The sequence below is a fragment of the Labrys miyagiensis genome (assembly GCF_030160835.1).
GTDB classification, from domain to species: domain Bacteria; phylum Pseudomonadota; class Alphaproteobacteria; order Rhizobiales; family Labraceae; genus Labrys; species Labrys miyagiensis.
Genome location: NZ_BSPC01000054.1, coordinates 71951 through 85679 on the forward strand (window position 1 = coordinate 71951; position 13729 = coordinate 85679).

The following is a 13729-nucleotide window of genomic DNA, read 5'->3' on the forward strand; positions in this document are numbered from 1 at the left end:
TCAGTCCTTCAGGTCCTTGGGATCCAGCGGCTTGTTCAGCCACTTCACGGAGATGGCGTTCAGGCTGCCGTCCGCCACCATCTTGGCAATCACGTCGTTCAGAGCCTGCTTGAGGCGCGGCTCGCCCTTGTTGATGGCGATGTGGTCGGGAGAGGTCAAGAGCTGGAACTTCTGCTCCGGCTTGAGATCCACGCGCTTGGCCAACACCTGGGAGCCGACATCATTGCCGACCACCATGAGCTGCGCCTGGCCCGACAGGAAAGCCTGGATCACCGAGTTGTAATTGTCGAAACGGCGGACATCGGCCGAGTTCGGCACCACCGCGGTCAACGACGTGTCCTCGAGCGTGCCGCGATTGACGGCGATGGACTTGTCCGCCAGATCTTCCTTGCCGGACACTTTCAGCGCCTGCGGACCGATCACCGCGATGTAATAGGGTGCATAGGCCGAGACATAGTCGACCACTTTCTCGCGTTCGGCGCTGTAACCCACGCTCAGGAGCATGTCGGCGCGCTTTTCGGTGAGGAAGGGGATGCGGTTCTGGCCGGTGACGCTGACCAGGTTGAGCTTGACCTTCAGCCCATCGGCGATGATCTGCGCCACATCGATGTCATAGCCCTTGAGGCTCATGTCCGAACTCACCGAGGAGAAGGGCGGAAAGTCGGCGAAGACGCCAACATTGATCACGCCGGCCTTGGTGATGTCATCAAGCGCATCGGCTCTGGCGCCGATGGCACCGGCGACGAGCGCCGCGGTCACGACGGCGGCACGCAGGAGGAAATTCAGCTTCATGGAACTCGTCCTTTCTTGGATGGGTCGTTTCAACGATGCAGAGTATTCAAGCGGCGACGGGGATGACGACGCAGCCCTCCGCCGGCAGCCCGACCACCACGGGCTGGCCGGGAACTTGGGCGTCGCCGGCTCGATTGGGCTGGACAGCGAGCAGCTGCTCCCCTCCCTGGAGCTCGATCAACACCTGGCGCATGGCGCCAAGCGGGGTGATTTCCAGAACCTGTCCGGGAATGCGGTTGCGCTCGCCCGAGGCCGCGGCGGCCTGCGGCGCCATCAGGTCGATGCTCTCCGGGCGAACGCAAAGATCGACCTCGCCGCGCCCGACGCCGTTGTGCTGCGTGGAGACCACCAGCTTCATGCCATTGGCGCCGACGAAGGCCGCGAGCCCATTGCCACGGGCTTCAAGGCGGCCGCGGAACCAATTGGCCCGCCCCATGAACTCCGCCACGAAGCGAGAACGAGGCTGGCCATAGACTTCGTTCGGCGGCCCTGCCTGCACGATATGCCCGCTTCTCATCACGAAGACGCGTTCGCCCAGGCTCATCGCTTCCTCCTGGTCGTGGGTGACCACGATGGTGGTGGCATCGACGGCGGCGAGCACCTGCTTGAGTTCCGCCCGCAATTCCTGACGCAGCTTGGCGTCGAGAGCGGACAACGGCTCGTCCAAAAGCACCAGCCCGGGGCGTGTCGCCAAGGCCCGGGCCAAGGCGACGCGCTGCTGCTGGCCGCCACTGAGCTGATGAGGCTTGCGATGCCCGAAATCCGGCAGGCGCACCAGTTCGAGCATCTCGGCGACCCGGTCGTCGATCTCATTGCGCGGACAGCCGCGATAGCGCAGCCCATAGGCGACATTCTCGGCGATGGTCATATGCGGAAACAGGGCATAGTGCTGGAACAGCAAGCCGACATTGCGCTGATAAGGCTTGAGCCGGGTGACATCCTCGCCGGCGATCCGCACGGTCCCGGCATCCGGCTTCTCGAATCCGGCGATGATGCGCAGGATCGTGGTCTTGCCGCAACCGCTCGGGCCCAGAAGAGCGACGGTCTCGCCGCCGGCGATCGAGAAGGAGACGTCATCAACAGCCGTCATGTCGCCGAAACGCTTGACAGCATTGGTGAATTCCACGGAGTTGGCCATGTCCTGCTCCTGTTATCTGAACATGCCCTGGCCGATCAGGCGGTCGAAACCGACGAGTCGTTCCAGGACGATGATGAGGATGGCCGTGATGCCGACGAGCAGAACGGCCGCAGCCGCGATGGTGAGGTCGAAGGAGGCCCGCATGTTGCTCACCAGCGCCACCGGCAGCGTATAGGTGGTGGGATCGGTGAGGAAGAGGCTGACAGCAACGTCGTCCATCGAGATCGCAAAGGTGAATACCGCGCCGGTGACGATGCCGGTGCGGATGAGCGGCAGGGTGACGCTCCAGAAAGCCTGTCTCTCCGTGGCCCCCAGAATCAGGGCTGCCTCGGTCAGGCGCTTGTCGCGACCAACCAGGCTGGCCAGGGTGGCGCGCAGGGCATAGGGCAGCGTGATGATGATGTGCCCGGCCAGCAGGCGCGGAAAGCCGTTGATCACGCCGATCTTGGACAGGAATAGCAACAGGGCAAAGCCCGTCACCACGGCCGGCACGATCAGCGGCGACAGGAACGCCGCCATGATCAGGCCCTTGCCGCGAAAATCACCGCGGTCGAGCCCCACCGCCGCTGCCGTTCCAATCACGACATTGACGAGGGTTGCCAGGATTGCGATCTGCAGACTGGTGCTCAGCCCCGCCACGACGTAATCCTGCGAAAACAGCTTTTCGAACCAATGCAACGATAGGCTGGGCGGCGGCAGCGGCCCGAGATAGTCACGGGCGTCGAAGGCGAGCAATCCGGCCACCAGCAACGGCACGATGAGGAAGGCCAGGCCCAGCCCGACCAGCACGTTCGTCGCGGCGATGGCGAAACGATCGCCCCAGAGCTTGGTCCTGCCATCCGCGATCATGCGCGTTTCCTCCCGCCATGCTGTGCGAGCGAGACGAGATAGACGACGCAAAGGGTCAGGATCAGCATGGTGATCGAGACGGCGGCGCCGCTGGGGTAATTGGAGACGTCGCTGAAGCGGTTATAGATCACGTTGGAAATGAACAGAACCCGTCCCTTGCCGAGCACCATCGGAATGACGAAGGCGCTGATGGAGAAAGTCAGCGAGACCAGGAATGCGGAAATCAGCGCCGGCAGGCTGCGCGGCAGGGTGATATCAAGATGAGCCCGCCAGACCGGCGCCCCGAGGGATTGCGCGGCATCGATCAGGCGGGGATCGAGATTCTGCACGGTGCCGATCAGGGTCAGCACGCTGATCGGAATCACGGCGTGCAACAGCCCGGCCCCGACCAGGGTCTCAATATACCAACGGCTGGTCGGCGCGACACCCAAGGCGGTGAGCAGCGGACGGGCGATGCCGACCGAGCCGAAGGTGAGTTCGAGCGCATAGGTGCGCACCAGCATGGAGAGCAGCACAAGCATGATCATCAAGCCGATGCAGGCGACCCTCCCCCGTCTCGAGAAGCGGCGCACAATGCCATAGCCGATCGGAAAGGCAATGATCATGCCCACCAGCGAGGCGGCGAGACTGATACGGAAAGTCTCGACCAGCACCCCCAGGAAGGAGGGGCTGGCGAGCTCGCGGTAATTGTCGAGGACGAAAGGCGAATCGGGCGCCGATCCGATCCGGCCCGGCACGAATTGCCTGAAGCTCTCCAGCGCGAGATCGATAAGCGGCGCGGCAAAGATCAACACGAAGACGGCCAGCGCCGGCACGAGCAGCAGCATCGCCCCGCGATCGCGGAATGGCGTCGTCGACGGGCGGGTCGCAGGGATGGCTTGGGACGACAAAGCATATTCTCCTGCAGGCCGTTCCCGCACACGGGGTGAGGGAGACGGCGATCTGGCGGGAAGGAGAAGAGCGAGGGCGATGGAGCCCTCGTCTCGATTTGTGTCAGAGCAGCGGTGCGATATCGGCTTCCCAGCGCTTGGCCCAGGCATCCTGGCTGGACAGCACCACATCGTAGTCTGGCACGTGGACATATTCGTCCAGTTCGGCCGCCGTGAAGATGAGATGCTTGAGGTTGTCCGGCGTCTCAGCCTTGGCATTGAGCGGCGCCTCGCCTGCGACCTTGGCATAGAGCGCGTTCATCGGCGGGCTGATGGCGAAATTGATAAAGTCCAGCGTCGCCTTCAAATTGGGCCGGTTCTTCAGCACGGCGAAGCCGCTCTGATAGAGGAAGGTCGCCATGCCTTTCTGCTTGGTCAGCCGGGTTACCGGGAAATTCTTGGCGACGGCGGCCCAGCTCGGCTCCGCAAAGAAACCGACCGAGGTCTCGCCCGCGGTGAAGGAGTTGGTGAAGTCGACATCGGTGACTGCGATGCGGCCGATATTGCCCGACTTGGCGAGATCCTTCATCAGGGCCCAGCCCGGTTCCATGTTCTTCTCGTCGCCGCCGCCATGCAGCGCCAGTGCCACGATCTGCAGCATCATGCTTTGCGTCGGACCGGGCCAGCAGATGGCGCCCTTCAGCTTGGGATCGAACAGGTCCTCGATCTTGGTGACGGGCATCGGCACCGTATCGGTACGGTAGCCAAAATACATGCCGCCGACGGCACGCGGCACCGCCTTGATTCCTCCCTTGCTGTCCTTGATGATCATCTTGGCGGGAATGTCGGCGAGATTGGGAATGTCGGCCGGTGCGATGGTCTCCAGCCAGTCCTCCTTGATCATGCTGTTGAAGGAACCTTCCCAGCCCGCGACATAGTCGAAATCGGTGCGCGGCCAGATCGCCTTGATCTTGGGGAGAATGGCGGCGGCACCGCCCTGATGGAGGACCCAATCGATATCGACGGTGCTTTGCTGAGCGGCGATCTCCTTCATCGCCTTGACGACATCGCCGCCCCATTCGACGGCCGTCAACTTGGTGCCAGCGGCCCGGGCCGGTGCGACCACCCCCAACAGCGCGGGCACGCTCATCGAGCCCAGAAGCGCGAGCAGATTCCTGCGCGACAATTCAATCATGATGTTTCCCCTCTGCGGCTGCCGCCATGCCCGTGTCGTGGACCGACTTCTTGTGGGCAGCGCCAGCACGGCCGAGGGGGCCCGAAAAAGGCCGGCTGCGGTAGCCGGAAAATAGATGTGAGGGTATAAGCGCTGCTGAATGCCCTTAGAGCAAAATGCGTTCAAGTAGGAGCGGATTTCGAAATTAACTGACTGGTATCAAAAGCATTTTGCGATTCTTGGTGATTCGATCTGAAAGTAAAACGCTTTAGTGCAAAGCGCGTTTTGGTAGAAACGCAGCTTTACTCTAACTCTTTGTTTTCCGACGCGTCTTTGCGTTTTGCCGATTCCGTCAAAACACAAAACGCTCTAGCGGAGCGCCGCCGCAGGCGGTCTCTCAGGCGTGGCCGAGTTCAACCTGGCGCAGTACGAAATCGACCAGGAAACGCGACTCCTCGCGCGCGCCACTGCGCACGTAGAGACCGATGTCGACACGGGCCGAACCCGGCATGTCGATCGACCTGTCGAGGGCGCGGCAACCCTCGGGTATGGTCGCCGCGATCATTGGCCCGATGCCGATGCCGACCCTGACGGCCGTCGCCATCGCCACCAGGGTTGAAGCCTCGCAGACAATGCGCCAATTGCGGTTGCGTGTCGCGAGCGTCGCCATGGCCGGGCCTCGCCAGGGGCAGCTTTCCACGAACATGATGACGGGCAGCGGCATGTCCGGCATGAATTCGATATCGGTACGCCCAACCCAGTGCAGATACTCGTTCCAGACATGCACAGGCTTGCGGCTGCAACGGCTGGTATCGCAGACAGCGATATCAAGCTCGTCATTCTCAAGCATGGCCGCCAGGCGCGCATTGGAATCGACCAGGATGTCGATATCGACCCGTGCGTTCTTGTCACGGAAATCCCTGAGAATGTCGATCAGTCGGGTCGCCGCGAAATCTTCGACCACACCGAGCCGGATGCGTCCCTCGATCTGCCGGCCGTTCAGACGCTTGCCGACTTCGTCGGTCAAAGTGAGGATTTCACGGGCATAGGGCACCAGCAGAAGTCCGTCGGCAGTCAGGGTCAGTCCCTTGGGACTGCGCTCGAACAGGTCTGACCCCACCAGGCCCTCCAGCTTGCGGATCTGCATGCTGACCGCCGCTTGCGTGCGATGCAGCGACAGCGCCGCGCCGTTCACCGTCCCCACTTCGGCGACGGAAATAAAGGCGCGAAGCAAGTAGGGGTCAAGATTCAGCATGAGGGGCGCGGAAGAAAGCCGGCAAGCCGGAGGCGCGATGAGCACGCGTGCAACGCATTCACCGCGAGGCACCGGACTAGGTGGTCCATGCTGTTGATTCCCCTATGGTGATACCCCTGCCTGTGCCGCCCTCGTCAAACCTTCTCAACGCGTGTTGGCATTGTTCCACACGGGCCGAAAATCACAAGAGCCTTCTGTCATGAGGGGCGTTGCCCGCGGATTGGCGGGCTCACGGTTTTGCCGCCACGACCTCCACCTCCACCTTGAACTCTTCCCGCGTGAATCCCGAAACGATCATCAGCGTCGAGGCCGGCGGCGGATCAGACACCACCGCATCGCGTGCCTTCATATAGCCCGCCATGTGCTCGCGGCCGGTGACATAGGCGTTGATGCGTACGATGTCGCCAAGCCCCATGCCGGCTTCGGCGAGAATGGCGGCGATGGACCTGAAGATCAGCGTGGCCTGCGCCTCGGCGCCTTCCGGTATCACTTCGTCAGCGCCGATACCCAATTGACCCGAGCAGAACACCAGCCGCGCACCCTCGGGCACCTCGATGGCGTGGCTGTAGCGGGCGAAGGGCGCCCTAAGGGAAGACGGTGTAATGGCGCGAAGCATGGGGACAGTTCCTCGGCAAAAGTAGCTGGCGCGAAATTAGTCGTGCTTGTCTCTTGTGCAAGCGCGATTTGCCGCTAACAATCCCTTCCGGCGCGGCAGGCTTGGCCATCCCGCATGATCACAAACGGCATCTCAAGCCGGAACGGAACAGAGGCGAACGAATGAACATGATGCTCAAGAAGGCCGGCTTCATCGCGACGGCCATGCTCCTTACCAGCCTGAATGCCGCTCACGCGGAGGATCTCGTCAAGGTGCGCTTCGGCACCAACTGGCTGGCCGAGCCCGAGCATGGCGGCTTCTACCAGGCGGTCGCCGACGGTACCTACAAGAAATACGGCCTCGACGTCGAGATCGTGCAGGGCGGTCCGCAGGCCAACAACGCCACGGCCCTGGTTGCCGGCAAGAACGACTTCTACATGGGCGGCAACATGGTCGAGGTCTTCTCGGCCGTGAAGGAGGGCGTGCCGCTGGTCGCCGTCGCCGCCACCTTCCAGAAGGACCCGCAGATCCTGATGACCCATCCCGGCGTCGGCCTCGATAGCTGGGCGGACCTCAAGAAGGCCAAGTCCATCCTGATCGGTCCCGACTTCCAGGCCACCGGCTATGCCTGGATGAAGGCGGCCTTCGGCTTCACCGACGAGGTGGTCAAGCCCTACGACTTCAACCCCGCCCCCTTCATCGCCGACAAGGACTCGGTGCAGCAGGGCTACGTGACCTCCGAACCCCTGCAGGTGGAAAAGAGCGGCGGCTTCAAGCCCAACGTCTTCCTGATCGCCGATCAGGGCTGGAACACCTATTCGACCCTGATCGTCACCCGGCAGGACTTCATCGACAAGCATCCCGATGTCGTCCAGAAATTCGTCGACGCCTCCGCCATCGGCTGGGCCAATTATCTCTACGGCGACAACAAGGCCGCCAACGAGGCGATCAAGAAAGACGATCCTGACATGACCGACGAGCAGATCGCCTATGGCGTCTCCCAGCTTAAGGCGCATGGCCTGGTGGTCTCGGGCGACGCCGAGAAGGGGGGCATCGGCGCCATGACCGACGAGCACATGAAGTCCTTCTTCGACAAGATGGTCCAGGCGGGGGTCTACACCGCCGATCTTGATTTCAAGAAGGGCTACACGCTGCAATTCGTGAACAAGAATGTCGGCTCGGATCTGATCAAGAAGTGAGGATGAAGGGCGCGACGCGAGCCTCCCCCACGAAGCTGGGGGTATCCGTGACAACTTCGCGTGCGAAGTTGTCACTGGGCATTGCGAAGCAATGACGGAGGGGGTGTGGGCAGGATAAGGCGCAGGAAACGCTAGCCTCGGTTTTCATTTCGCACGCCCTATTCTGACCACACCCCCTCCGACCTCACTGCGTTCGGCCACCTCCCCCAGCTTCGTGGGGGAGGCTCGCGTGGCGCTCCGTGCCATTGGAAACCTCACATTGAACCAAGCCGCCTCCGCTCCCCGCCCACCCACCCCCAAGACCGTCGTGTCGCTCCGCGATGTCAGTAAGGTGTTCTCCTCGGGCACGCTGGCGCTGGAGCATCTCGATCTCGATATCTACCAAGGCGAGATCCTCTCTCTGCTCGGCCCCTCCGGCTGCGGCAAGTCGACGGCCTTGCGCATCATCGCCGGGCTCGGCGACACCTCGAGCGGCCGCATCATCTGGCCGAGCGGAGGCGATGATCATTCCAGCGATGTCGGCTTCGTCTTTCAGGAGCCGACGCTCATGCCCTGGGCCACCGTGTTCGACAATGTCCGGCTGCCCTCGCGCCTCAAGGGCGTCTCGCGCAACGCGGCGAAGGACACCGTGATGCATGCGCTCGACAATGTGGGCCTCTCCGCCTTCGCCGGTGCCTATCCGCGCGAACTTTCCGGCGGCATGCGCATGCGCGTCTCCATTGCCCGCGCCATGGTGACAAAGCCCAAGCTCCTCCTCATGGACGAGCCCTTCGCCGCGCTCGACGAGATCACGCGCCAGAAGCTCAATGACGATCTGATCCGCATCCAGCACGAACTCGGCTGGACGGTGGTGTTCGTCACCCATTCCGTGTTCGAGAGCGTCTATATCTCCGATCGCATCGTGGTGATGGCGGCCCGCCCCGGCCGGGCCTTCGCCGAGATGATCGTGGATGCGCCCCGCCCGCGCACCCCCGAGTTCCGTGCCTCCGCCGCCTATGTGGATTATTGCCGCCAGGCCTCGGCCACACTGACGACGGCCATCGGCAAGGCGGCCGAAACCGTCGATGGACATTGAGCGGAGGCCGACATGAGCACCCTCACCGCCACCAGCGACCCGGCAAGCGTCCCACGGAGCAGCTCGGGCGCTTTCCTCAAATGGGCCCTGCCACTCGTCTTCCTGGTCGTGGTCGTGGCCATCTGGGAATATTGCGTCGATGCCGGCCTGACGCCGCAAAAGGTGGTGCCGGCGCCGAGCGAGATCTGGGCCGCCTTCTTCCGCGAATGGAACACGCTGGGCCCGGCCTGGCTCTTCACCATCGAGGTCACGATCGAGGGTTTCGTGCTGGCCGTGGTTGGCGGCGTGGTGCTGGCGGTGCTGTTTTCGATGTCGCGGCTGGTCGAATACACGCTCTATCCCTATGCGATCATCCTGCAGGTCACGCCGGTGCTGGCGATTGCTCCGCTCCTGCTCGTCATTCTCTCGCAGGGTACGGTGCTGCTGGTCTGCGTCTGGCTGGTGGCCTTCTTCCCGGTGCTTGCCAACACGCTGATCGGCCTGCGCTCGACCGACCACAATCTCCTCAACCTGTTCGAGCTCTACCGCGCCTCGCCCTGGCAGAAGCTCTGGGTGCTGCGCCTGCGCAGCGCCCTGCCCTATTTCCTCGGCGGCGTGCGTATCGCCGGCGGCCTCTCGCTGATCGGCGCCGTGGTGGCCGAACTCGCGACCGGGGCTGGCGGCGCGCGCGGGGGCCTGGGCTATGTCATCTATCTCGCGCCGCGCTATTTCGCCTACCCGCGCGCCTATGCCGCTTTGGTGCTGCTGTCGCTGTCCGGTATCGTCATCTTCCTGCTGCTCTCTTTCGTCTCGCATCTGCTTTTGCATAAATGGCACGAGAGCGCCCTGAAGCGGGAAAACTGATTGTGCCATCGTTACCGGAAATTCCTGCCTCGGGCAGCTGGTCCATCGAAGCTACCGTGCCCGCTTGCCTTGTGGCCTTGCCGGGCCTGACGCCGGACGAGGACGGGTTGGCCCGCATCAGCCTCACCGTCGAGAACGGCCGGATCGCCGCCCTCGCCCCGGCCGGCGCCGTGCCCGGTGCGCTCAGGGCCGGCATGGCCTTCCCGACTTTTGTCGAGTTGCACACCCATCTCGACAAGGGCCATATCTGGCCGCGCCGGCGCAATCCCGACGGCACCTTCTTCGGCGCCCTCGACAATGTCACACTCGACCGCGAGGCCCACTGGTCGGCTGCCGATGTTGCCGCCCGCATGGAATTCTCGCTGCGCTGCGCCTATGCGCACGGCACCTCGGCCATTCGCACCCATCTCGATTCGATCGGCAAGCAGATCGGCATTTCCTGGCCCGTCTTTGCCGAATTGCGCGAGACATGGGCCGGCCGCATCGAGCTGCAGGCCGTTGCCCTGTTCTCGATCGAGCAGGTCTCGGACCGCGCCCATGTCTCTGAGGTCACGGCCGCCGTGCGCGACCATGACGGCATCATGGGCGGCGTCACCTATATGGTGCCCGAGCTCGACCAAAACCTCGACACGCTCTTCCGCGTCGCCGCCGACAACGGCCTCGACCTCGACTTCCATGTCGATGAGACGCAGGACCCGACCTCGCGCTCGCTGCGCCATATCGCCGAGGCTGCCCAGCGCCACCGCTTCGCCGGCCAGGTTACCGTCGGCCATTGCTGTTCACTCGCTCGGCAGGACGAGGAGGAGATCAAGGAAACCATAGGCAAGGTGGCGGCCTCAGGCATCGCCGTGGTCTCGCTGCCGATGTGCAACCTCTATCTCCAGGACCGCGTTTCCGGCCGCACCCCGCGCTCGCGCGGCGTTACGCTGCTGCATGAGCTGAAGGCCGCTGGCGTCAAGGTGGCGGTGTCTTCCGACAATACGCGCGACCCCTTCTACGCCTATGGCGATCTCGATGCGCTGGAAGTATTCCGCGAGGCGAGCCGCATCGCCCATTTCGACCACCCCTTCGGCGACTGGCCGATGGCGGTGACGGCGACCCCCGCCTCGGTCATGGGTATCGATGCCGGCCGACTGCGCGTCGGCGGGGCAGCAGACCTGGTGCTGTTCCGGGCGCGCGGCTGGACGGAGTTGCTCTCGCGCCCTCAAAGCGACCGCATGGTGGTGCGTGGTGGCCAGTCGATCGATACGGCGTTGCCGGATTATGAAGAGCTGGACGGAGTACTGGGGGGATGAGGGGAACATTTCGGGGGGCGGGTCTTCAGACCCGCCTCTTCCAAGGCACCGGCGCGGCAGGCGGGTCTGAAGACCCGCCCCCCGACTTCCTGGGACCGCAGGCTTCCAGCCTGCTCTTCCCTTCTCATGCGCGTATCGTCTCCAAGATCAGGCCGAAAGCCTGCGCCCCCAGGAAGGTCCCATGACCGACATCGCCGCGCTCAAGGCCCGACTGCCTAGCATCCGCATCGAGGATCACCCCACCCTCGTGCGCCAGAAGAGCCGCGACTTCTTTTGGTATTCGCCGGTGCTCAAGCGCCAGCTCGACCACATCACCGCCGATTGCGTCGTCTTCGCCAAATCCGCCGCCGATGTCGCCGCCACGCTCGCCGCCTGCTACGACCTCGACATTCCCGTCACCCCGCGCGGCACCGGCACCGGCAATTACGGCCAGGCCATGCCGCTTTCGCGCGGCGTGGTGCTCGACCTTTCCTTGATGGACAAGGTGCTGAAGATCGAGCCGGGCGTGCTGGTCGCCGAGGCGGGCGCCGTGATGGCGGAGATCGACAGCAGGACGCAGGCCCATTCCGGTCAGGAACTGCGCATGCATCCCTCCACCGCCAAGACCGCCACCATCGGCGGCTTCGTCGCAGGCGGCTCGGGCGGCGTCGGCTCGATCACCTGGGGCGGCTTGCGCGACTGGGGCAATGTCACCCGCCTCAAGGTGGTGACGATGGAGGCAAGCCCGCGCGTGCTCGACCTCACCGGCGAGGACCTGCAGAAGGTCAGCCACGCCTATGGCACCAACGGCATCATCACCGAGGTGGAAATGCCGCTGACCACCGCCTTCGAATGGGTGGATGTCATCATCGGCTTCGATACGCTCACCGAGGCAGCCGCCTTTGCCAACGAGACGGGCGAGGCCGACGGCATCCTCAAGAAGCAGCTTGCGGTGGTGGCCGCACCCGCGGCGCATGATTATTTCAATCGGCACCGGCGCTGGATCCCGCGCGACAAGCACATCGTCTGCGCCATGATCGCGCCGCAGAACTACGATGCCTTCCTTACCCTCACGCGCCGGCGCAGGGGCGCCGAATTGCTGTTCTCGACATCGGGTCTGAGCGAGGCGGATCGCAAGGGCCTGCCCGACATCTATGAGCTTGGCTGGAATCACACCACGCTGCGAGCGCTGAAGATCGATCCCACCATCACCTATCTGCAGGTGCTCTATCCCTTCCCGAATCAGCTCGAGCTGGTGACGGAGATCCATGCGCGCTTCGGCGACGAATTGCCGGCTCACCTCGAATTCGTGCGCTTCGACGGCAAGGTCACCTGCTTCGGCCTGCCGCTGGTGAAGTTCACCACGGAGGAGCGGCTTGACGAGATCATCCGCATCCACGAGGAGATGGGCGCGCCAGTGTTCAATCCGCACCGCTACACGCTGGAAGAAGGCGGCATGAAGCAGACGGACGCGCTGCAGCTCGCCTTCAAGCGCGAGGCCGACCCCAAGGGCCTGCTCAACCCCGGCAAGATGATCTCCTGGGACGATCCGAACTACGACTACACCTCGAGCCGGACCTATTTGTTCCGGGGCATGCAGATGGAGGAGACGTAATGGTATGACGACGCGCACGTCCCCGAAGCCGTCTCGTACCAGCCCTGCCCCATACCCACCAAGGGAGAGAAATCATGTGCGGCAACCAGAGCGGTGAGAATCTTGCGACCGGCACCCTGCAGGTCGATGACGAGCGCGTGCGCATCACGCGCTACGACTTCACGCCGGGCGCCGAGACGGGCTGGCACCGCCATGAATATCCCTATGCCGTGGTGCCGCTGCTCGACGGCACCCTGCGCATCGTCGACACGGCCGGCGAGAAACTGGTGCCGCTCTCGGCCGGCGTCAGCTATTCCCGCCCCGCCGGCATCGAGCATAACGTCTTCAATGCCGGGCCCGGCCCGATGGCCTTCGTCGAAATCGAGATGAAGGCTTGATGCGGGTCCTGGTTCTGTTCGCCCACCCTTGCGAGGAATCCTTCGGCGCGGCCTTGCACGCCAAGGCCGTCGAGACCCTGCGCAAGGCCGGCCACGACGTCGATGATTGCGACCTCTACGCCGAGGATTTCCAGCCGGTGCTGTCAGCGGCGGAACGGCGCGCCTATCATGACTTGGCAAAGAACCGGGCAGGCGTCGCCGCCTATGTCGAACGGCTGCAACGGGCCGAGGCGCTGGTAATCGTCACGCCGGTGTGGAATTACGGCTTTCCGGCCATTCTCAAGGGTTTCTTCGACCGGGTCTTCCTGCCAGGCGTCTCCTTCAATCTGGTCGATGGCGAGGTGCAGGGCGCGCTGCACAACATCACCCGAGTGATGGCGGTCACCTCCTATGGCGGCTCGCGTTTCAAGGCGATCCTGATGGGCGATCCGCCGCGGCGCGTGATCATGCGCATGCTGCGCGGCGTGGTGAAACCTTTCGCACCCTTCCGCTATCTCGCCCATTACTCGATGAACCTGTCGACCGATCAGACCCGCCGGGCCTTCCTCGCCAAAGTGGAGCGAGCGCTCGAGCGGCTTTAGGATCGCCGCCTTGTCCCGCCGGTCAAACAAAAACCATTTTCACAGTATTCGCAGGTACTCCTCGACATTTTCTGCAAGAAAATGTATTTGAAG

At 63.4% G+C, this 13729-nt stretch carries 14 protein-coding genes; 7 read left to right on the plus strand and 7 right to left on the minus strand.

All coding sequences use genetic code 11. The annotated features are described in order from the left end of the window. From QQL24_RS23745 to QQL24_RS23775, 7 genes are all read right to left on the minus strand, one after another. A complete protein-coding gene (locus tag QQL24_RS23745; protein ID WP_284314772.1) occupies positions 1-792 on the minus strand; it encodes a transporter substrate-binding domain-containing protein in 792 nt (263 codons plus the stop codon). Positions 793-838: 46 nt separating this feature from the next. After that, complete coding sequence (locus tag QQL24_RS23750; RefSeq protein ID WP_284314773.1) at positions 839-1930, minus strand: ABC transporter ATP-binding protein; 1092 nt, start codon at positions 1928-1930, stop codon at positions 839-841. A 12-nt stretch (positions 1931-1942) separates the two neighbouring features. Continuing rightward, positions 1943-2779: an ABC transporter permease gene (locus QQL24_RS23755; RefSeq protein WP_284314774.1), complete on the minus strand. Its 837-nt coding sequence runs from the start codon at positions 2777-2779 to the stop codon at positions 1943-1945. Continuing rightward, the gene (locus QQL24_RS23760) at positions 2776-3669 is read right to left on the minus strand and encodes an ABC transporter permease (protein ID WP_284314775.1); all 894 of its coding nucleotides are present in this window, start codon (positions 3667-3669) and stop codon (positions 2776-2778) included. Before QQL24_RS23760 ends, QQL24_RS23755 begins: the two co-directional genes overlap by 4 nt. A gap of 103 nt (positions 3670-3772) precedes the next feature. Continuing rightward, a complete protein-coding gene (locus tag QQL24_RS23765) occupies positions 3773-4843 on the minus strand; it encodes an ABC transporter substrate-binding protein (RefSeq protein WP_284314776.1) in 1071 nt (356 codons plus the stop codon). A 376-nt stretch (positions 4844-5219) separates the two neighbouring features. Next, positions 5220-6077, minus strand: a complete 858-nt coding sequence (locus QQL24_RS23770) for a LysR substrate-binding domain-containing protein (protein WP_284314777.1) — start codon at positions 6075-6077, stop codon at positions 5220-5222. Between the two features lie 229 nt (positions 6078-6306). Then, complete coding sequence (locus QQL24_RS23775; protein WP_284314778.1) at positions 6307-6693, minus strand: RidA family protein; 387 nt, start codon at positions 6691-6693, stop codon at positions 6307-6309. Between the two features lie 161 nt (positions 6694-6854). Here QQL24_RS23775 and QQL24_RS23780 point away from each other — a divergent pair, with 161 nt between their 5' ends. The 7 genes from QQL24_RS23780 (at position 6855) to QQL24_RS23810 (ending at position 13636) form a co-directional block, all read left to right on the plus strand. Beyond that, on the plus strand, positions 6855-7871 hold the full coding sequence (locus QQL24_RS23780) for an ABC transporter substrate-binding protein (protein ID WP_431310747.1): 1017 nt from the start codon (positions 6855-6857) through the stop codon (positions 7869-7871). A 229-nt stretch (positions 7872-8100) separates the two neighbouring features. Then, the gene (locus QQL24_RS23785; protein ID WP_431310748.1) at positions 8101-8946 is read left to right on the plus strand and encodes an ABC transporter ATP-binding protein; all 846 of its coding nucleotides are present in this window, start codon (positions 8101-8103) and stop codon (positions 8944-8946) included. A 12-nt stretch (positions 8947-8958) separates the two neighbouring features. Then, positions 8959-9789, plus strand: coding sequence for an ABC transporter permease (locus QQL24_RS23790; protein ID WP_284314779.1), 831 nt, complete (start codon positions 8959-8961; stop codon positions 9787-9789). Beyond that, positions 9756-11084, plus strand: coding sequence for a cytosine deaminase (locus QQL24_RS23795; protein WP_284314780.1), 1329 nt, complete (start codon positions 9756-9758; stop codon positions 11082-11084). Before QQL24_RS23790 ends, QQL24_RS23795 begins: the two co-directional genes overlap by 34 nt. 181 nt (positions 11085-11265) lie before the next feature. Beyond that, positions 11266-12678 carry an FAD-binding oxidoreductase gene (locus tag QQL24_RS23800; protein WP_284314781.1) on the plus strand — a complete coding sequence of 471 codons (1413 nt, stop codon included), beginning with the start codon at positions 11266-11268 and terminating at the stop codon, positions 12676-12678. A gap of 74 nt (positions 12679-12752) precedes the next feature. Beyond that, positions 12753-13055: a cupin domain-containing protein gene (locus tag QQL24_RS23805; protein WP_284314782.1), complete on the plus strand. Its 303-nt coding sequence runs from the start codon at positions 12753-12755 to the stop codon at positions 13053-13055. Continuing rightward, a complete protein-coding gene (locus QQL24_RS23810) occupies positions 13055-13636 on the plus strand; it encodes an NAD(P)H-dependent oxidoreductase (protein ID WP_284314783.1) in 582 nt (193 codons plus the stop codon). Before QQL24_RS23805 ends, QQL24_RS23810 begins: the two co-directional genes overlap by 1 nt. Positions 13637-13729: the final 93 nt, after the last annotated feature.